Source organism: Mesorhizobium sp. CNPSo 4689, assembly GCF_057784325.1.
This window is the reverse complement of the sequence record NZ_JBWLUZ010000031.1, coordinates 34,993-54,367: the sequence shown is the minus strand read 5'-3', so window position 1 is coordinate 54,367 and position 19,375 is coordinate 34,993. Positions and strand designations below refer to the sequence as shown.

General features: G+C 64.2%; 15 protein-coding genes. 2 read left to right on the top strand and 13 right to left on the bottom strand.

What is annotated here, in order from left to right; translation table 11 throughout:
• Positions 1-266: 266 nt before the first annotated feature.
• Positions 267-1,157, bottom strand: a complete 891-nt coding sequence (locus AC04SI_RS27040) for a DUF427 domain-containing protein (RefSeq protein ID WP_488475233.1) — start codon at positions 1,155-1,157, stop codon at positions 267-269.
• Positions 1,158-1,159: 2 nt separating this feature from the next.
• Positions 1,160-2,815: an ABC transporter substrate-binding protein gene (locus tag AC04SI_RS27035; protein WP_488475232.1), complete on the bottom strand. Its 1,656-nt coding sequence runs from the start codon at positions 2,813-2,815 to the stop codon at positions 1,160-1,162.
• A gap of 114 nt (positions 2,816-2,929) precedes the next feature.
• Between AC04SI_RS27035 and AC04SI_RS27030 the strand changes: the two genes are divergently transcribed.
• On the top strand, positions 2,930-3,850 hold the full coding sequence (locus AC04SI_RS27030) for a LysR family transcriptional regulator (protein ID WP_488475231.1): 921 nt from the start codon (positions 2,930-2,932) through the stop codon (positions 3,848-3,850).
• Between the two features lie 7 nt (positions 3,851-3,857).
• On the opposite strand, the gene AC04SI_RS27025 is transcribed toward AC04SI_RS27030, so the two are convergent.
• From AC04SI_RS27025 to AC04SI_RS26990, 8 genes are all read right to left on the bottom strand, one after another.
• Positions 3,858-5,885 (bottom strand): dipeptide ABC transporter ATP-binding protein, encoded by a 2,028-nt coding sequence (locus AC04SI_RS27025; protein WP_404279602.1) that lies wholly within the window; start codon positions 5,883-5,885, stop codon positions 3,858-3,860.
• Entirely contained in the window at positions 5,878-6,762 is an 885-nt protein-coding gene (locus AC04SI_RS27020) for an ABC transporter permease (RefSeq protein WP_404279604.1), read from the bottom strand. The genes AC04SI_RS27025 and AC04SI_RS27020 overlap by 8 nt, the downstream gene beginning before the upstream one ends.
• Positions 6,759-7,712, bottom strand: coding sequence for an ABC transporter permease (locus AC04SI_RS27015; RefSeq protein ID WP_081482077.1), 954 nt, complete (start codon positions 7,710-7,712; stop codon positions 6,759-6,761). The genes AC04SI_RS27020 and AC04SI_RS27015 overlap by 4 nt, the downstream gene beginning before the upstream one ends.
• Positions 7,713-7,782: 70 nt before the next feature.
• Complete coding sequence (locus AC04SI_RS27010) at positions 7,783-9,447, bottom strand: ABC transporter substrate-binding protein (RefSeq protein WP_404279607.1); 1,665 nt, start codon at positions 9,445-9,447, stop codon at positions 7,783-7,785.
• Positions 9,448-9,695: 248 nt separating this feature from the next.
• Positions 9,696-10,880, bottom strand: a complete 1,185-nt coding sequence (locus AC04SI_RS27005) for a mandelate racemase/muconate lactonizing enzyme family protein (RefSeq protein ID WP_404279610.1) — start codon at positions 10,878-10,880, stop codon at positions 9,696-9,698.
• Position 10,881: 1 nt separating this feature from the next.
• A complete protein-coding gene (locus AC04SI_RS27000; RefSeq protein ID WP_404279612.1) occupies positions 10,882-11,985 on the bottom strand; it encodes a mandelate racemase/muconate lactonizing enzyme family protein in 1,104 nt (367 codons plus the stop codon).
• A gap of 33 nt (positions 11,986-12,018) precedes the next feature.
• On the bottom strand, positions 12,019-12,711 hold the full coding sequence (locus tag AC04SI_RS26995) for a GntR family transcriptional regulator (protein WP_404279614.1): 693 nt from the start codon (positions 12,709-12,711) through the stop codon (positions 12,019-12,021).
• A gap of 99 nt (positions 12,712-12,810) precedes the next feature.
• A complete protein-coding gene (locus AC04SI_RS26990; protein ID WP_404279616.1) occupies positions 12,811-13,599 on the bottom strand; it encodes a HalD/BesD family halogenase in 789 nt (262 codons plus the stop codon).
• A 106-nt stretch (positions 13,600-13,705) separates the two neighbouring features.
• On the opposite strand from AC04SI_RS26990, the gene AC04SI_RS26985 reads away from it, so the two are divergent.
• Complete coding sequence (locus tag AC04SI_RS26985; protein ID WP_404279618.1) at positions 13,706-14,641, top strand: LysR substrate-binding domain-containing protein; 936 nt, start codon at positions 13,706-13,708, stop codon at positions 14,639-14,641.
• A 72-nt stretch (positions 14,642-14,713) separates the two neighbouring features.
• Here the strand turns inward: AC04SI_RS26985 and AC04SI_RS26980 are convergent, their stop codons facing one another.
• The 3 genes from AC04SI_RS26980 to AC04SI_RS26970 are packed head-to-tail and all read right to left on the bottom strand — an operon-like array spanning position 14,714 to position 19,316.
• Positions 14,714-15,865 carry an efflux RND transporter periplasmic adaptor subunit gene (locus tag AC04SI_RS26980; protein WP_404279620.1) on the bottom strand — a complete coding sequence of 384 codons (1,152 nt, stop codon included), beginning with the start codon at positions 15,863-15,865 and terminating at the stop codon, positions 14,714-14,716.
• Between the two features lie 17 nt (positions 15,866-15,882).
• Positions 15,883-19,071 carry an efflux RND transporter permease subunit gene (locus tag AC04SI_RS26975; RefSeq protein ID WP_404279622.1) on the bottom strand — a complete coding sequence of 1,063 codons (3,189 nt, stop codon included), beginning with the start codon at positions 19,069-19,071 and terminating at the stop codon, positions 15,883-15,885.
• Positions 19,065-19,316 (bottom strand): hypothetical protein, encoded by a 252-nt coding sequence (locus AC04SI_RS26970; RefSeq protein WP_404279624.1) that lies wholly within the window; start codon positions 19,314-19,316, stop codon positions 19,065-19,067. Before AC04SI_RS26970 ends, AC04SI_RS26975 begins: the two co-directional genes overlap by 7 nt.
• Positions 19,317-19,375 lie beyond the last annotated feature (59 nt).

The following is a 19,375-nucleotide window of genomic DNA, read 5'->3' as shown; positions in this document are numbered from 1 at the left end:
TCAGGTTGATGGTTCATTGGTGGGAAGGGGCCGAGCCATGCCGCGGCCTGTCCCAACAGGGACGACCAGGATCCTCTCGGCCTCCTTCCCACCTCAAACATAGCACTGAACGAACACACAGGATCCTCGGGTCTGCGCGTTCGCTTCGCATCCTTGCTACGCCCCAGGATGACGACGGGAAGAAGTTTCGGCCAATCTCTGAGGTATGCGGTTGCCTTGCCGACCCATCAGAACTCCGTCTCGAGGAACGAGCCCAACGCAGTCGTTCAGAAATAGCCGTCCGATGCGGCCGTCGCCTCTTTCGGGATCTCGACGCCGTCGACCAGAATCTTGTCGACCAGTTCATGGTGGAAGCAGACCAGCCCCTTGATGCGTTCGGCCTCGTGCACCGGCTCGGGATAGTACCAGACCAGGTTCTCGTGGCGCTTCTTGGAAGTCGTCACGTGGTAATAGTTGGAGATGCCCTTGTAGGGGCAGCGCGAGATGTAGCGGCTGGGGGCGAACATATCGAGCCTGGTGTCGGAGATCGGCAGATAGTGGCGCACCGGATGGCCGGTCTCGAACAGGAACACGCCACGCCGTGAATCGGCCACCTGCTCGCCGTCGAGGATGACTTGCACCCGCCGCGACGAGGGCAGGCAGTCGACCCGGCGGAACGGATCGCGGGCATGGACGAAGATCTCCTCGTCCTCTTCGAACCAGTGGCCCATCTTGCTCCAGTAGAAGGACATGTAGTCCGAGATTGGCGGGCAGCCCTTGGCCGGGTCGAGGTAGCGCCAGGCACCATCCTCGACCAGCGTGATGCCGGTGTTGAGCGAATAGTGGGTGGCGACGCCCTTGAACGGGTCCTCCGTGGTGGTCTTGCTGGGCAGCAGGAACTCCTCGCGCACGTCGCCGATCGGAAAGTAGTAGACCGGCAAATGGTCGGACTCGTAGAACACCAGCGCCTTGGTCGTGTCGGCGACGGTCATCGAGCCGACCTGAACCCGCAGCCGTTTCGGTGATGGCATGGTGAAGGCGACATAGCCCGGTTCGGATTCGTACTGCACGATAGTGTCGAGCACGGGGAAGTGCGGCCCGCGGCCGCGCAAATGGGGCTTGCGAATGGTGGTCTCCCGCTTCTTTTCGTTCGTGATGTGGCGTTGGTGCGCGGTCATGATCAGCCTAGGGACACACGGTCGAGCAGCAGGCCGGCGGCGATCGGCGGCAGGCCGCTGACATTCTTGCGCACCGGCACCAGCAAATCGGGGAAGTAACTGAAGATCACCGGGGTCTCGTCGAGCAGCAGCTTCTGGATGTCGGAGGCGGCCTTGCGCTGCGCATCGAGGTCGAGCGCCTTGAGGTAGCCGGCGACCAGCCCGTCATAGGTCGTATTCTTGAAATGCGCCGCGTTCCAGGGCCCATCGCTGACCAGCGGGCTCTTCAGGAACACGTTCGGCACGCTGCGGTGCGCGTAGTCGGTGATGCCGAGCGGGCTGTCCAGCCAGTCCGACTGTCCGAACACCGCCTTCCCGTAATATTTGTCCTGGTCCTCGATGTTGAGCGAGAGGCGGGCGCCGACTTCCTTGGCGAAGTTCTGGAACAGCTGCGCGTAGCCCGGAATGTCGGAATAGCGCAGCGTCGTCAGCGTGATGTCGAAGCCGCTGCCGAATCCCGCGGCTTCCATGAGCTGCTTGGCCTTGGCGATGTCCTGCGCGCGCTGCGGGATCGACTTGTCGGTCGCCGGGAAGGCCGGCGCGAACGGGCTGTCATTGCCGGTCGCCGCCATGCCGCGGCACAGCCCGTCGACCAGTTTGGAACGGTCGATGCACAAGGCCAGCGCCTGGCGCACGCGCTTGTCGGTGAAAGGCGCCATGTCGCAACGCATATGCAGCTGGCGGTGCGCGGTCGAGGCGACGCGCAGCACGGTGATGTCAGGGCTGTTCAGCACCACCTGGCTGACATCGAGCGGCACCGCGTCGAGCAGATCCACTTCGCCCGCCTGCAGTGCCAGGATGCGCGGTTGCACGTCACCGTAAAACTTGAATTCGAGCCGGTCGGGCAGCGCCTTCTCACCCCAATAGTCGGGATTGCGCACGAAGGTGGCGCCGACCTTCGGCGTGTAGGTCTCGAGCCGAAATGGACCGGTTCCCTCGAAGGTCTTTTCGTAATCGCCCTTGTAGCTCGCCGGCAGGATGACGGCGTTGTAATTGTCGATCGACACCGAATAGGGAAAGCTGCCGTTCGGCGCGTCGAGATGGAAGGCGACGGTGTGGTCGTCGACCTTCTGCGTGCCGCCCTTCGACAACAGGCCCTTGAACACCGACAGCGCGTTGGACGAGCCGCTCGGATCGGCGAGCCTGTCGAAGGTCGCCACGACGTCGTCCGCCTTGAAGTCCTCGCCATTGTGGAATTTCACGCCCTTGCGCAGCTTGAAGGTCCACACACTGCCGTCCTCGTTCGGCGACCAGCTCTCCGCCAGTACCGGCTTCAGCGTCAGGTCGGGCTGGGTTACGCACAAAAATTCGGCGGTCTGGAACACCAACTGATAGCTGCCGCTGTCGTAATAGGTGACGGGGTCGATGGCGCCGCCCGGCGTGGCGATGCCGGCACGCACGGTGCCGCCAGGTTTGCCTTCGGCGCGTGCCGGCGATGTGCCAAGCCCGAGCGCCGAGGCAATGCCGCCGAGGAAGGGCAGCGACAGGCCGAGCACGCTGCCATGGCGCAGGAATTCGCGGCGGCCGATCCTGCCGGCCAGCAACTCGTCGATAGCGGAATTTTCGATTACCGTGAGATTCCGGCGGGCGGTATCGATCATCCTGAAATGCTTTGGCATGGCGGCATTCCTTGCTTATCGTGGGGGCTAGGCCATCTAGTTCACTGTTGATCCCACCCGGAAAGCGATATTTTTTGATGGGGGTCATCGAAATCTTCGATGCAAGGTGGAGCCATGGACACAGAAAATCTGCGCAGTTTTCTCGAGGTTGCCGCGCATGGCAGCTTCACCGTCGCGGCGAGCCGGCTGAACCTCGCGCAGTCCACCGTCAGTGCGCGGATCAGGGGTCTTGAGGAGCAATTGGGGCGCAAGCTCTTTGTGCGCGACCGCGATGGCATCACGCTGACGCCAGCCGGCCGGCAGTTCCTGCCGCACGCCTCCTCGATCACCCGCACCTGGGAGCAATCGCGGCAGGACATCGCCGTTCCCGATGGTTACGAAACGCTGCTCAGGCTGACCGCACCGGCCTATCTCTGGCACCGCATCACCTCGCCCTGGATCGCCTGGATGCGCGAAAGGCGCCCGAATGTGGCGCTCAGACTCGAAGGCAGTTTTCCGGACCTGGCGATCGACCAGATGGCCGAAGGCCTGCTCGACATCTGCATCCTCTATCTGCCGCGGCCGCATCCCGGCATCGTCTATGAGACGCTGGCGGTCGACCAGGTGGTGCTTGTCCAGCACACGGCGCAGACCGGACCGTGGACGGAAAACTACATCCTCATGGATTGGGGGCTCGAGTTCCGCGTCGAGCACGACCGCGCTTTTGCCGGCCTGGTCAAGCCGGCCATATCGGCCGGGCTGGTCTTCATCGGACTGCAGCACGTGCTGTCGCAGCAGGCGGCCGCCTATCTGCCGCTCAGCGCCGTCAGCGGCCATATCGAGCGCGGCGAGCTGAGGCGCATCGAGGGCGCGCCGGTGTTCCAGCGGCCGATCTATCTCGCCTATCCGTCGAACCCGGCCTCGTCGGACACGCTGAATGTCGCGCTCGAGGGATTGCGCGATCTTGCGCGGGACTGGACGACGGGCGAGGGCTTTGCCGAAGGCGACCGCGCCTTCAGCATGGCGGATTCAATCGCGCAGAACGATCGCCTTTAGCCGATCGTCAGGCAGGCACCACCTGCATCGCCGGTTTCTGCAACCTTGCCAGCTCGGCATAGGGAATATGGCAGCGGATCGAATGGCCGGGCTCAGCCTCCGCCAATGGCGGCTCCTGCGTCTCGCAGATCGCGCCGATCTTGCGCGGGCAGCGCGTCTGGAACACGCAGCCCGGCGGCGGATGGGTGGCGCTGGGGATTTCGCCGTCGAGGCGGATGCGCGAGGTCTCGGTCTGGTCGAGCTTCGGCACCGCCGACAAAAGCGCTTCCGTATAGGGGTGGTGCGGGCCGGAAAACACCGCTTCGGATGGCCCCAGTTCCATGATTCTGCCGAGATAGAGCACGGCGATCTGGTCGGAGAGATAGCGCACCACGCCGAGATCGTGCGAGATGAAGATGTAGCTGACATCCTCTTTCGACTGCAGGTCGGCGAGCAGGTTGAGGATCGCCGCCTGCACCGACACGTCGAGCGCCGAGGTCGGCTCGTCGCAGACGACGATGCGCGGCTCGCCGGCAAAGGCCCGCGCAATGGCGACGCGCTGCTTCAGCCCGCCCGAGAGCTGGCGCGGTTTGACGGCGAGATGCCGATCGGTAAGCCGCACCGAACGGACAAGCTCGTCGAGGCGGGCCTGCAGTGCGGCGCCGCTCAAGCCCGCCAGCCGCTTCAGCGCGCGGCTGATCAGATGGCGGATCGAATGCGAGCGGTTGAGCGCCGAGTCCGGGTTCTGGAAGACGATCTGCATCGCCTTGATCTGGTCGTCGGTGCGGCTGTCCAGCCGCGGCGCCAGCGCCTTGCCCTCAAGCGTGATCGAGCCGCCTTCGTCCGGCGGCACCAGGCCGAGCAGCAGCCTGGCGAAGGTGGTCTTGCCGCTGCCGGATTCGCCGACCAGGCCGAGCGTCTCGCCGGGCCGCAGGCTGACGGAAACATCCTTTACGGCCCTCAGCGCATGGCCGTGGCTGGCATAGGTCTTGTTCAATCCCTCGACATGGAGGACCGGTTCCGATTTGGCCTTCGGTGCGGCTGCCACATCGCTCGGTGTCGCGCGCGGCAGCGCCGGCGCCTGTTCGTGGTAATGGCAGCGTGACAGCCGGCCGCCCAGATCGTAGAGCGGCGGCAATTCGCTGCGGCAACGGTCGGTGGCCAAAGCACAACGGTCGGCGAAGGCGCAGCCTTTGATGTCGGCGCCGATGCCGGGCAGGAACCCCGGAATGGTGTCGAGGCGGCCCTGGTCCTTGCGCTGGCCGCCGCGCGGCAGGCAGCGCAGTAGCGCCACGGTGTAGGGATGGCGCGGATCGTTGAACACGTCTTGCGTCGAGCCTTCCTCGACCAGCATGCCGGCATAGAGCACGCCGACCCGGTCGCACATTTTGGAGACGACCGCGAGGTTGTGGCTGATGAACAGGATCGAGGCCGAGAGTTCCTGGCGAAGCAGCGCGATCAGGTCGAGCACTTCGGCCTCCACCGTCGCGTCGAGGCCGGTCGTCGGCTCGTCGAGGATCAGCATGGTCGGATTGTTGGCTAAAGCCATCGCAATCGCCACGCGCTGCTGCATGCCGCCCGAAAGCTGGTGCGGATAGCGCTGCATGACGCTTGCCGGGTCGGAGATGCGCACCCGGTTCAGCATGGCGATCGCCCGCTCGGAGGCCGCCTCTCCCGTGACGCCGGCAAGTTCGAAGATCTCGGTCAGCTGGCGGCCGATGCGCAGCGACGGGTTCAGCGCCTTGCCGGGATCCTGATAGACCATCGACACGCTTTCCGCCCGCGTCCGCCGCAGCGCTTCGCCATCGAGCTTCATCACGTCCTTACCGTCGAGCGAGATGGCGCCGCCGGTGATCGAGCCATTCCTCGGGAGATAGCGCACCACCGACAGCGCCACGGTGGATTTGCCGCAGCCGGATTCGCCGACCAGCCCATAGGCTTCGCTCTGGCCGATGGCGAGGTTGAGGTTGCGCAGCACCGCCCGGTTGCGGCCGCCGACGCGGTAGGCGACCGAGAGGTCGGAAAGTTCGAGCGCGTTGGCTGCCTTCTCAGTCATTGAACGCTCCGTGGACGCCGTCCGCCGCAAGGTTGACGCCGATCACCAGCGAGGCGATGGCCAGAGCGTCGAACAGCACCGTCCACCAGAAGCCGCCGCCGATCATGCCGTAGTTGCTGGAGATCGAGAGCCCCCAGTCGGGCGAGGGCGGCTGGATGCCGAAGCCCATGAAGGACAGCGTGGCAACGGCGAAGATGGCATAGCCGAGCCGCACCGTCGTTTCGACCAGGATCGGTGGGATGACGTTGGGCAGGATCTCGACGAACATCGTGTGGAAAGCGCTCTCGTGCCTGAGTTGCGCTGCTGCGACATAGTCGAGCTCGCGTTCGGCCAGCACCGCCGAACGCACCGTACGGGCGATGATCGGCGCGAAGCTGAGGCCGATGACGACGATGACCGTCGTCTTGGAGGTGCCGAGCGCGACGATGGCGAGCAGCGCCACGATCACCACGGGGATCGCCATGAAGGCTTCGAGGATGCGGCTGATGACGTCGTCGACGATGCCGCGGAAATAGCCGGTGAACAGGCCGAGCGCAGTGCCGGCCACGGTCGCCAGCAAGGTGGCCAAAGGCGCCACGGTGAGGATGTCGCGCGAGCCGACGATGACGCGCGAGAACACGTCGCGGCCGATCTGGTCGGTGCCGAACCAGTGTTCGGCCGACGGCGGCGCCAGCGCGTTGATGATGTCGTCGGCGAGCGGGTCGTAAGGGACAAAATGCTCGCCGAACAGTGCGCAGGCGATCCAGAACAACACGATGCCGAGGCCAGTGAGGAACGTGCCCGACCGCAGCAGGGAGAAAAAGACCTCCGCCGTCGGACCGCGTCGCCCTGCATTGCCGGGCGCGGGGCTGGTGGCGGGACTGTCGGTGGCGCTCATTGGTCTGTCCCCAGCCGGATGCGTGGGTTGAGCACGGAATAGAGGAAGTCGGCGGCCAAAGTGGCCACCGCATAGACGATGCCGATGGTCAGGATGCCGGCCTCCAGGATCGGGAAATCCTTGCCGCGCGCGGCGGTGAAGATCAGCGAGCCGATGCCTTGGTAGCGGAACAGCGTCTCGATGACGACGAGGCCGCCGATCAGGTAGCCGGTCTGGGTCGCGATGACGGTGATGGTCGGCAGCAGCGCGTTGCGCAGCACATGCCGCCAGATCACCGTCCGCCATGGCAGGCCCTTCAACACGGCGGTGCGCGTGTAGTCGGAATCGAGCGCCTCGATCATGCCGGAACGCGCCATGCGGGCGATATAGCCGAACAGCACCAGGAACAGCGGCAGCGAAGGCAGGATCAGATAATAGAGCTGGGTGAAGAAGCCGGCATCGCGCGGCCAGGCGGCGGAGATCGGCAGCCAGCGCAGCCAGACGCCGAAAATCAGGATCAGGATGATGCCGGTGACGAATTCGGGCAGCACCGTCACCGACAGGCCGCCGAGGCTGATGATGCGGTCGAGCGGCCGGTTGAGGTTGAGCGCGGCGATGACGCCGCCGAGGATGCCGATCGGCACCACCAGCACGAAGGCGACCGCCGCCAGCTTCATCGAATTGCCCAGCGCATCGATGACGAAGGGCGCCACCGGCGAGCGGAAAATATAGGAGGTACCCATATCGCCCTGGAGGAAATTCCAGATCCAGCTCGCATATTGGGTGAGCAGCGGCCGATCGACGCCGAGCGTGTGATTGAGCGTGTCGACGGCGCGCTGGTCGGCAAACGGTCCCAATATGGCGCGCCCGACATTGCCGGGCAGCACCTGGCCACCCAGGAAAACCATGATGCTGAGCAGGAACAGCGTGACGAGCGATAGGGCCAGGCGCCGGACAAGGAAGGAGAGAATGGCTAGGACTCCTTGTGGAGCCAGCTCCCCATGAGGGAGCCGGCTTAGAGGATTGGCTTTCCCTTTCTGCTCAGGCCTTCGATGCCTTGTCCAGGAACAACTGCGACATGGCAGTCGGCTGCACGCCGGTCACGCCTTTCGCCGTCGCCGTCAGATAGTCGTAGAAATAGCCGAAGATGACCGGCGTTTCCTCGAGCAGCAGCTTCTGGATCTTGCCGGCGCTAGCCTTCTGCGCCTCAAGGTCGAGCGCCGCGATGTAGCTGGTCGCGAGCGTGTCGTAGTCCTTGTTCTTGAAGTGCGCCGCGTTCCAGGTGCCGTCACTCTTCAGCGGTGCTGCAAGGTAGACGTTGGGCACGCCGCGATGGCCGTAATCGGTGATGCCCATCACCGAGTCCAGCCAGTTCGACTTGCCGAACACCGCATCGCCGTAATAGGCGCCCTGGTCGAGGATGTTGAGCTCGAGCTCGATGCCGATCTCCTTGACCCAGTTCTGGATGAGCTGGGCATATTCGGGGATTTCCAGATAGCGCTCGGTGGTCAGCGTCACCTTGAAGCCCTTGCCGGCGCCGGCCGCTTCCATCAGCTGCTTGGCCTGCGCGATGTCCTGCTCGCGCTGTGGCACGCTCGGGTCGGTCGAGGGATAGGCAGAGGCGAACGGGCTGTCGTTGCCCTCCAGGGCGCGGCCCTTCATCAGACCGGCGGCAAGCTTCTTGCGGTCGAGGCTGAGCGCGATGGCGCGGCGCACGCGCGGATCCTTGAACGGATCGGAATCGCAGCGCAGGTGCAACTGCTGGTGTGCCACCGATTTCAGGCTGATGATGTCGACATTCGGATCGTTGAGCAGGCCGACGCCGGCCAGCACCGGCATCTGGTTGATGATGTCGACCTGGCCGCCCTGCAGCGCCAGGATCTGCGGCTGCATGTCGGCGAAGAAGGTGAACTCGGTGCGCTCCGGCAGCGCCTTCGTCCCCCAATAGTCCTCGTTGCGCACGAAGGAGGCGCCGACCTTGGGCGTGTATTTCTCGATCTTGAACGGCCCGGTGCCGTCGAAGCTCTTTTCGTAGTCGCCCTTGTAGCTCGCCGGGATGATGACGGCGTTGTAATTGTCCGACGACACCATGTAGGGGAAGTTGCCGTTCGGCGCGTCGAGATGGAACTCGACCGTATGGTCATCGACCTTCTTGGTCGCGCCCTTTTGCAATATGCCGCTGAACACCGACAGCGCGTTGGACGAATTGGCCGGGTCGGCAAGCCGGTCGATGCTGGCCACCACGTCGTCGGCCTTCATCTCGCCGCCGCTGTGGAACTTGACGCCCTTGCGCAGCTTGAAGGTCCAGACCGTGCCTTTGTCGTTCGGCTTCCAGCTTTCGGCCAGCGCCGGCTGCAACACCAGGTCGGGCCCGTCGATGCAGAGGAACTCGGCGACTTGCTGCATCACCAGTAGACCGCCGGCGTCAGCGATGGTCACCGGGTCGATCGCTGCTGCCGGCACGCTGCTCGCCACGCGGATGGTCGCACCCGGAGCGCCCGCTGCGCGAGCGAGCGAGGGCATGGCACCGAGGCCGGCGGCTGTGCCGATGCTGCCCAGCAGCGGCAGCGACAGGCCGAGCAGGCTGCCATGGCGGATGAAGTCGCGGCGGCTGACCCGGCAGTCGATCAGCCCATCGATGAGATGGTTTTCGAGCGGCGAGCGCGAGCGCCGGATGAGATCGAGAAGGCGATAGTTCTTGCTCATGGGACTTACCCTTTCCCCTGTGTTCTTGTGATTGACGAATGTTCTTGTGATTGACGAATTCCGTGGAGTTCTCCTGGATCCCGGCCGTCAATGTGGTCTTCGACCGGAACTCTAACATGCGGTCCTCTCCGGTCCTGCGCGGCAGGGCCGGATTTTCGAAGCTCCGTTCGTCCCGCGTTACGCGATCCTTGTCGCGGCTGCGGGCTTCTCTTGTTGTATCCGTCTCCTGTTGGTTTGTGTGATCACTCCTAGTTCAACGGCAGGCGCCGATAGGTGCCGGGCTTCGCCGGGTCGTTATACTTGTTACACGGCCCGTTCTCGACAAAGTCGCGATGGCAGGCGGCAAGGTTCTCGCGCGACAGGGTGACGCCGAGGCCGTGGCCTTCGGGCACGCGCACGACATTATTTCGCGGCGAAAACGGCCCTTCCTCGATCACGTCGATAGGCCACATGCGAAACAGCGATTGGTTTGGCTCGCGGATCCATCCGAGGGCTGCGCACAGATGCAGATAGCAGGCGCTGCCGATGCCGCTGTCGCCGCTGTAGCACCAGAAATCGATGCCGGCATGCTCGCAGGCACCGACGAAGCGCAGCAGCCGGCCGATGCCGCCATGCGCCGTCGGATTGCCGACGATGGCATCGGGCACCTTGATCTCCATCGCGCGGGCTATATCGATATTGTGGGTCGAGAACGGGATCGAGCAATGCCGGCGCAATTCGCGCATCTCCTCGATGGTCGCCACCGGATCCTCCCAGTTGCGCACGCCCAGCTCTTCCAGCGGCCGCGCCAGCCGCCTGGCGGTCGCCAGCGAATAGGCCTGGTTGGAATCGATGCGAATCATCGCCTCATCGCCGAGTTTTCTGCGGATCAGCTCGACCATCTTGAGCGAGATCTTGGGATCCTGCGTCGAGAATTTGCCTTCGAAGAAAGTCGTGCCATGGGTCTCGTGCAGTTCGACGCAATAGTCGGCGACTTCTTCCGGCGTCGTCTCGCCCTTCACCTTGGGACCGTCGCCGCGCAGCGAGAAATAGTCGGTGAACGGGATGTCCTTGCGCACAGCGCCGCCGAGCAGCTGGTAAAGCGGCTGCTTCCACGCCTTGCCACGCAGATCCCAGAACGCCATCTCGATGGCGCCGAAGGCCATGATGCGGCTGCGGTCGTTGATCGACTGCACGCCGGTCCAGTAGGGCAGGCAGGCTTCTTCCGCGCCGGCGATGTCGAACGCGTCGCGGCCGGCGAGTCTTGGCGCCAGCACGTCGTTGATGATCGCCGCTGCGGCTGGCGTCGGCGCCTCACCGAGGCCGATCAGACCGTCCTCCGTCTCGACCTCGACGATCGTCGGCGAGAAGCCGTCGAGTTCGCCGAACACCCAGGCATAGGGCGCTTCGAGCCGCAGGTTGATCGGCGTCGCCTTTATGCGGCGGATCTTCATCTCAGCCGATCTCGAAGAAGGGCTTGCCGAGCAGGTCGGGCACGACATCGATGCCGAGGCCCGGACCATCGGGAATGCCCATGCGGCTGCCGGTCACCGGCGGCATGTTGGAGGCGGTGCGTATCGTCACCCATTCATGGAAGGCGATGGCGTGCAGGCGGCGCTCCTCCGGCGTCGACAGCGACAGATGCGCCATCGCAGCTGTGTCGATTTCGGCGCCGCCGGTGTCCTCGACCGTGATCATGAAGCCAAGATCGACGGCGAGGTCGCGGATCTGGCGGGTCTTGGTCACGCCGCCGAGCCGCGAGATCTTGAGCGTCAGCCCATCGGCGGCACCCTTGCGGTGGATGTCGAGCATGTCGTCCAGCGAGGCGACGGATTCGTCGAGCACCATCGGCTTGTCCAGCGAGCGGCGCACCGACATGTTTTCATCGATGGTGGTGCAGGGCTGCTCGAACGTGTAGTCGATGGCGCGCGTCGCGTCGGCGAACTGGCGCGCCTGGTAGGGCGTCCAGCCGGCATTGGCGTCGCAGAAGATGACGGTGCCTTTCGGCACCGCGGCGGCGACAGCCGTCACGCGCTCGATGTCGTCACGGACATTGCCGCCGACCTTGACCTGCAGCCGTTGGAATCCCTGGCCGACGATGCGCTTGGCAAGTGCGGCCATCGCGTCGACCGTGCCGTGGGTGACGACCTTGTAAAGTTCCGCCGTCTCGCTCTCGCGGCCGCCGAGCAACGTCACCAGAGGCACGTCGGCGGCGCGCGCGGCGAGATCCCAACAGGCCATGTCGAGAGCCGACTTGATATAGGGATGGTCCTTGAACACCGTGTCCATCAGCCGGCCGATGCCGGCCAGGCCGCGCGGGTCCTGGCCGATCAGATGCGGCGCGATCTCGACCACGCCCGCGCGGACACCCGCTGCGAACGCTGGTGAGTAAAAATTGCCGAGCGGCGCCATTTCGCCCCAGCCGGTCACCCCGCTGTCGGAGGTGATGGCGACGATCACCGCGTCGAACGCGTCGGCGACGCGCCCCTTCGACATGCGGTATGGCCCGTCCACGAAGGGCTGCACGACATGGTAGGCTTTTATGGTTTTGATCTTCACGTTGTTGTCCGTTGTCAGCAAAGTTCGGATTGGTCAGGCGCCCTTCGACGCGCGCTTTTCGAGGCCGCGCGCGTAGGCAAGGAGCTCTTCGAAATCGAGGTCGATATGTTCACGGGCATGGCGCTGGGCGGCACGCATGTCCTTGCCCTTCAGCAGCTGCACATAGGTCTCGTGGACGTCTTCCGAGGGCACCGGCTCGTTGCGGGCCCGCTGGTGGAGGGCGAAATACATCTGCAGCCGGCTGGTCAGCCGCTGCCAGGTTTCCAGGAGCACCGAATTGTCGGCCCATTCGTAGATCAGGCCGTGCAACTGCAGCGCTGTTTCGATCTGGCGGGTTGTGTCGAGATCGCGCGTCGCCTGCTTCACCGCTTCGTGGCGCCGGTCGAGCTCGTCGAAGAAGCGCCGGTCGCGCAGCTTCCAGGCCCGCTCGATGGCAAACTCGTCCATCACCTTGTTGAATGAATAGGCGTCGTCGATGTCCTTGGCGGTCACATTGATCACGAATGTGCCGGCATACGGGATGCTGGTCAGGATGCCCTCCTGCACCAGTTCGCGCATCGCCTCGCGCAGCGGCGCGCGGCTCACCCGCATCTGCTCGGAAATCCTGAGTTCGTTGAGCTTCTGTCCCGGCTCGAGCTGGCCGGTCAGGATCGCCCGCCTGAGCAGCGCCACGATCTCGGCCCTGCGAGTCGTATCCGCGATCGGACTGAAGTCCAGCTTGGCCATGCGCTCACTCCGGGGAGAACCGGAAGTAAGACAAGCAGATTGTCGACAATCTAGCAATAGTGAGTTTCTTGGCGGTGCGCTTTTCTGATCCGCGGTGCGTTATGCGGCTCTTCCGTAGAAGCCCACCCGCTCCTCGGCGCTGAACATCACGCCCGGTTTCTCGTAGTAGGAAAACACCGCGATCATCCGCTCGCGATTGCCCTCGACGGTGGTGACGCGATGCGCGGTGTTCTTGCCGCGAAAGACGTTCAGCGTGCCCGCCTTCATCCGCAATATCTTCGCCTCGGGGTCGCGTCCTTCGAGCAGTTTCGCGACGCCGTCATAGTTGGGATTGTCGTCCGAGCGCAGATCGGTGCGGTATTCGAGATCGCCGCCGCGCTCGGCGGCCTGCAGCAGAAGCGTCGTGGTGAACTCCGAACGGTCGAAATGCCAGTTGAGCGCCTCGCCGGCGCGGTAGCCCATGACATTGGTGCGGGCGAGGGGATCCTGCATGACATGCAACTGCTGCTTGCCCATCGCCGCCGCCAGGAAGCGCAGCAGCGGTTCGTACTCGTAGATGGCGAGCACTGTGCTGCCGGGAATCTGGTCGGCGCAGACGGTGTGGCTGATGGTCTCGACCTTGCGCAGCGCCGGATGGTCGGGGGCAAGCTCGGGAATATCAGGCTTGAAGTAGATGTTGTGCGTGCGCTTGTGGATGTGCGAGCGCGTGTCCATCACCGGTTGGATTTCCGACGCAGCCTTCTCGGCGACGCCGGGGCGCAGAAAACCTTCGAGATTGAACATGCCGTCAGCCTCGAGTGCGGTGACGGACTCAGCCAGAAGGCGCTTCCATTCGGGGCTGCCCTCGCGGTCGAGTGGGTAGCGGTCCAGGTCGAGAATGTCTTTCATCGTCGCGTCCTCGTGAAATCCTGCAGTCACTAGACAGCAAGGAAATCTTTCTCTCAACGCAGAAAATTGTTAGTCTCTCATAAGAAAAACTTGGGGAGGAGACGGCATGGAAAAGCTTCCGCCGCTGAATGCAGTGCGGGCGTTCGAAGTCGCCGCGCGCACCGCCAGTTTTACACTGGCCGCCACCGAACTCGGCGTCTCGTCGGCTGCAGTCAGCCAGCAGATCCGCAATCTGGAAAATTGGTTCGGCAAGCAGCTGTTCGTGCGCAGCGGCAACCGCATCGCACTGACCGATGCCGGCCACGCCATCTACCCGCAAGCGTCGCGCGCTCTGGGTGATATCGCCGCGATTGGGCGGCGCATGCTGGAAGGCGGCTTGAGGACGCGTCTCGTCGTCAGCGTGCCGTTTTCGTTGGCTGAACTGTGGCTGGCGCCAAAACTGGCAGTGCTTCTGGAGGCCTTTCCGCAGATGGCGATCGACGTTCGGGTCGAGGATGACCCTGTCGACATCGCCCGTCAGAACATCGACCTGCGCATCAGCTATGGCGACTATCACTATCCCGGCTTGAAGCTCGTCCGCCTCGTCCATGACGATGTGCTGCCGGTCTGCGCGCCGGACTTCTGGCGTCACCACGGCAATGGCGCATCCGGCCTCGAGGGCGTGCACGACAGCATGTTCATCCACACCAACTGGGGTCCGAACTATGCCACGCATCCGAGCTGGGCGGACTGGTTCGCGGCGTCAGGACAAAACCGCTCGCCCGATCCGTCGCAAGGACGGCGCGTCGGCCTGTCCAGCCTGGCGATCGCCTCGGCCCGGCTCGGCCTCGGCATCGCGCTTGGCCAGCGGGTCATGGCTCGCGCCGATCTGGAGACGGGGCGCCTCATCGCGCTGTCACCGGTCTCGGTGCGGCTTGGCCATCCCTACTGCGCCTTCATGCTGCCGGCCAAGGCCGAGCGTGCCGACGTCGCCGGCCTTGTCGAACTGCTCGGAGCAATTCCAGGAAAAGTGCGCAGCGGTTTTCCGTCCGGAATTGCGTAAAAACAAAAACAGCAAAACGGCGCCCCCGGCTTGAGGCCGAGGGCGCCGTTGGACCGGGCCTGACGGGGGTTGTCAGGTGGCCGGTTTCTGGGGCAGCGGCGAAACCGGCATGCCGGGTCCGATCTTCTGCAGATTGCCGGTGATGACCTGATCGCCTTCGGCAATGCCGCTGGAGATGGCGATGAGATCGCCATTGACCGGCCCGAGTGACACGATGCGCTGGTCGACCGTGTTGCCCTTGCCGAGGACATAGAGGTATTTGCCGAGCTGGCTGGAGCCGAGCGCCACCTGCGGCACCATCAGCGCGTCGGGCTGTTCCTTGATGTGCAGCCGCACCCGGACATACTGGCCGGGCAGCAGCGTGAACTTCGCATTGCCGATCGTCGCGCGTGCCGTGATGGTGCCGGTCGAATGGTCGACGGTGTTGTCAATGAAGGTGAGCTGACCCTTCTGGCTCGGCTCCGTCTCGCCGGGAAGCAGGATATCGACATTGATTGGGCCTGCCGCCTTGGCTTGCTCTATCTGCGCCAGATCCGTTTCGCTCGGATTGAAGGTGACGTAGATCGGATCGAGCTGCACCAGCGTGTTGAGCACCGTGCCGCCGACGCTGACCAGCGTGCCGACGGAGGCCTGGTTGCGGCCGATGCGGCCGGGGAACGGCGCCTTGATCTCGGCATAGCTCAGATTGAGCTCCGCCGTTCGCACCGCGGCCTGATTGACCGCCAGTGACGCCTCGGCCTCGCGCAACGTGCTGGTGCGCTGGTCAAAGCTGTCCTTGGCGAGGTAGCCGCTCTTGGCGAGCTCCGTGCCGCGGCCGAGATTGGAGCGCGCATAGTCGAGTGTTGCCGTGTCGCGCTGCACCTGCGCCTTGGCCTGGTCGAGAGCCGCCTGGAAATCCTCCGGAGCTATTCTGTAGAGCAGGTCGCCCTGCTTGACGTCGCTGCCGTCGGCGGCAGCCTGCTCCTGCAGATAGCCCGGCACGCGCGCCTGCAACGTGATGCTGCGGATCGGCTCGGTGCGCGCGGCATAGTCGAGATAGATCGGGATGGTCTTGCGGACCACGCCGACCACCGGCACCGGCATGACGAACGCCGCCGGAGCTGGAGCCGCCCCTGCGGTGCCGGCATTGACGCCGAGATTGCCCATGTCGAGCAGATGCACGCTCGCCACCGAGATCGCGCCCAGCGCGACGGCCGTTCCCAAAGCGATTTTCCATTTACGCATGATTAATATCTCCAATCCTATTCGGCCGCTTCGGCCAGGCGCATCGGCGCTGGTTCGGCAGTCGGTTCAATATTGTCCTGTTCATGTGCGGCCGTGGGCTCGCTGCGCTCGCGGCCTTCGCGCAGCCGTTCGATCACCGCGTAGAAGACGGGCACGAACACCAGCGACAGGATTGTCGCTGCCACCATGCCGCCAAAGACGGTGGTGCCGATTGACTGCCGGCTTGCTGCACCGGCGCCCGTCGCAAACATCAGCGGCAACACGCCGAGGATGAAGGCGAAGGCCGTCATCAGGATCGGCCGCAACCTTAGCCGTGCGGCTTCCATCGCCGCGTCGACGATGGTGAGGCCTTCCTCGCGTCGCCGCCTTGCGAACTCGACGATCAGGATCGCGTTCTTGGCGGCGAGGCCAATCAGCATGACGAAGCCGATCTGCGAGTAGACGTCGATCTGCATGCCGCGCAAGAACAGGGCTGCGAAGGCGCCGAACAAGGCCAGTGGCACCGCCAAGAGCACCATGAACGGCATCGCCCAGCTTTCATACTGCATCGCCAGGATCAGGAAGACGAAGACGATGGCGAGGCCGAAGACGACCGACGCGATCGATCCTGCCTTGAGCTCCTGGAAGGTGATGCCGGTCCACTCGAAACCGAAATCCCTTGGCAGCGCGGTGGCAGCGGCCCGTTCCATCGCGGCAACCGCCTGACCCGAAGAATAGCCGGGGGCAGCGCCGCCATTGATCGTGGCCGAGGCGTTGTTGTTGTAGTGCGGGACGGTTTCCGGACCGACGAACGGCACCAGCTTGCCCAACGTCGAGAGCGGCACCATGCCGCCAGACGCATTGCGCACATAGAGCCGCGAAATGTCGGCCGCACCGGCACGTGCATCCTTGTCGGCCTGGATGGTCACCCGGAAGGTGCGGCCGAACAGGTTGAAGTCGTTCACATAGAGCGAGCCGAGATAGATCTGCAGCGTGTTGAAGACATCGGGCAGGTTGAGGCCGAGCAGTTTGGCCTTGCTGCGGTCGAGGTCGTAGTTGAACTGCGGCGTCGAGGTCGAGAACGGCGAGAACAGCTGCTGCGGATTGATTTCCGGCTGCTTGCGCGCCTCGGCGATGACGGCTTGCGTCGCATCGTTGAGAGCCACGCTGCCGCGCCCGGTGAGATCCTCGACGACGAATTCGAAGCCGCCCGTGGTGCCGATACCCGGGATCGAAGGCGGATCGAAGGACAGCGCGAAGGCTTCCGGAATCTGCATCAGCTTGCCGCGCACATCGGCGACGAGCTTCGATGCGCTCTGGTCGGGGCCGCGTTCTTCCCAAGGCTTCAGGATGGCGAACTCGACCGCCGAGTTCGACTGTGCCGCGCTGGTCAGGAAGTTCAGGCCGCTGATCGAGCCGACGATGTCGACGCCAGGCGTCGCCTGCAGAATGTCGCGCGCCTTCTGCGCCACCGCGTCGGTGCGTTCCAGCGAGGCGCCGTCAGGCAGCTGGATGACGACGAAGAAGTAGCCCTGGTCCTCGACCGGAAGGAAGGTCGAGGGCAGCTTCTGCCAGACGAAGTAGGTGGCGACCAGCCCGGCCGCGAACAGGCCGAGCATGATCCAGCGCAGCCGGATCAGGATGCGCACGCCATGCGCATAGGCATGCGAGAGCTTGTCGAAGCCGGTGTTGAACCAGCGGAACGGCGCGAACTGCGTCTCGCCGCGATGGCGCAGGAAGGCAGCACTCAGCGCCGGGCTGAGCGTCAGCGAGTTGAAGGCCGAGATGCCGACCGAAATCGCCACTGTCAGTGCGAACTGGTTGTAGAGCTTGCCCGAGACGCCGGGGATGAAGGCGACTGGCACGAAGACGGCCATCAGCACTGCTGTGGTGGCGATGATCGGTCCGGTGACTTCGGCCATCGCGGCCTTGGTCGCCGCCAGCGGTTTGAGACCCGCCTCCAATTGTCGTTCGACATTTTCCACCACCACGATGGCGTCGTCGACGACAAGGCCGATGGCCAGCACCATGCCGAGCAGAGAGAGCATGTTGAGCGAGAAGCCGAGCATCTCCATGACGACCATGGTCGCCACCAGCGACACCGGAATGGCGATGGTCGGGATGATCGTCGTGCGCCAACTCTGCAGGAAGATGAACACCACCGCCACGACCAGCACCAGCGCTTCGCCGAGCGTGATCAGCACGTCATGCATCGAGGCCGACACGAAGCGCGTCGTGTCATAGTGCATGGCATAGGAGACGCCTTTGGGGAAACGCGCCGACAGCTCCTGCATCTTGTCCTTGACGCGCTGCTGCAGATCGAGCGCGTTGGAGCCGGGCATCTGGTAGACGGCGAGCACCACGGTCGGGTCCTTGCCGAAGAAGGCCGAGGACGAATATTGCAGCGCGCCGAGCTCGATGCGGGCGACGTCCTTCAGCCGCACCAGCGAGCCGGTGTCGGTGTTGGCGCGCACGACGATGTCGCCGAACTCTTTCGGGTCGCTCAGGCGGCCGACAGCGCTGACCTGCATTTCGAAAGCAGTGCCGGCGGGCGCCGGCGACTGGCCGATCTTGCCGGCCGCCACCTGGACGTTCTGTTCCGAGATGGCGTTCTGGACGTCGACTGCGGTGATGCCGAGATTGGCAAGTTTGTCCGGGTCGAGCCATACGCGCATTGAATAGCGGCGCTCGCCGAAGATCTGCACGTCGCCGACGCCTTGCAACCGCTTCAACGGATCGACGATCTGCAGATAGGCAAGGTTGCTCAGCGCCACCGGGTCGACCGATTTGTCGGGCGAGGTCAGGTTGACGATGAGAACGAAGTTCGGGTTCTGCTTCTTGATCGTCACGCCGCCCTGGTTGACGATCGCCGGCAGCGACGAGGCGGCCTGCGAGACGCGGTTCTGGACGTCGACGGCCGCCGTGCTCAGCGGATAGCCGACATCGAAAGTGATGGTGATGGTCGAGGAGCCGTCATTGGAACTCGACGACGACATGTAGGTCATGCCTTCAACGCCGTTGATCTGCTGCTCCAGCGGCGTCGTCACCGTATCGGCGACCACCTGCGCGCTGGCGCCCGGATAATGGGCGCTGACCACGACCTGCGGCGGCGTGATGTCGGGAAACTGCGAGACCGGCAAAAGGAAATAACAAATCGCCCCGGCGAGCACCATGATGATGGCGATCGCCGACGCGAAGATCGGGCGGTGGATGAAATAGTTCACCATGACACGCAGGCCTCGTTGAATGCTTTTGCTTCGCCAAACGCGTTGGCGATTCTGGACAGCTGCCGGCCGCGCGCCGTCTCTTCCGGAAAGCGCGGCGCCGCCTTGCGGGCTGGCGCCTGCGCGGCCGCCAGCGAACGCAGCGTCGCCTCCAAGGCGCGCGGATCGACCCGGTCCGCCTTCATCACCAGCCGGATCATCGGATCCCGGATGGCTTCATCGATCGTCAAATCCTTGCGCTGCGACATAGGAGCGGCTCCTGGCTGGCGATTCGCATCGGATGATCGCGAACCGTTTTTCTCGTTCT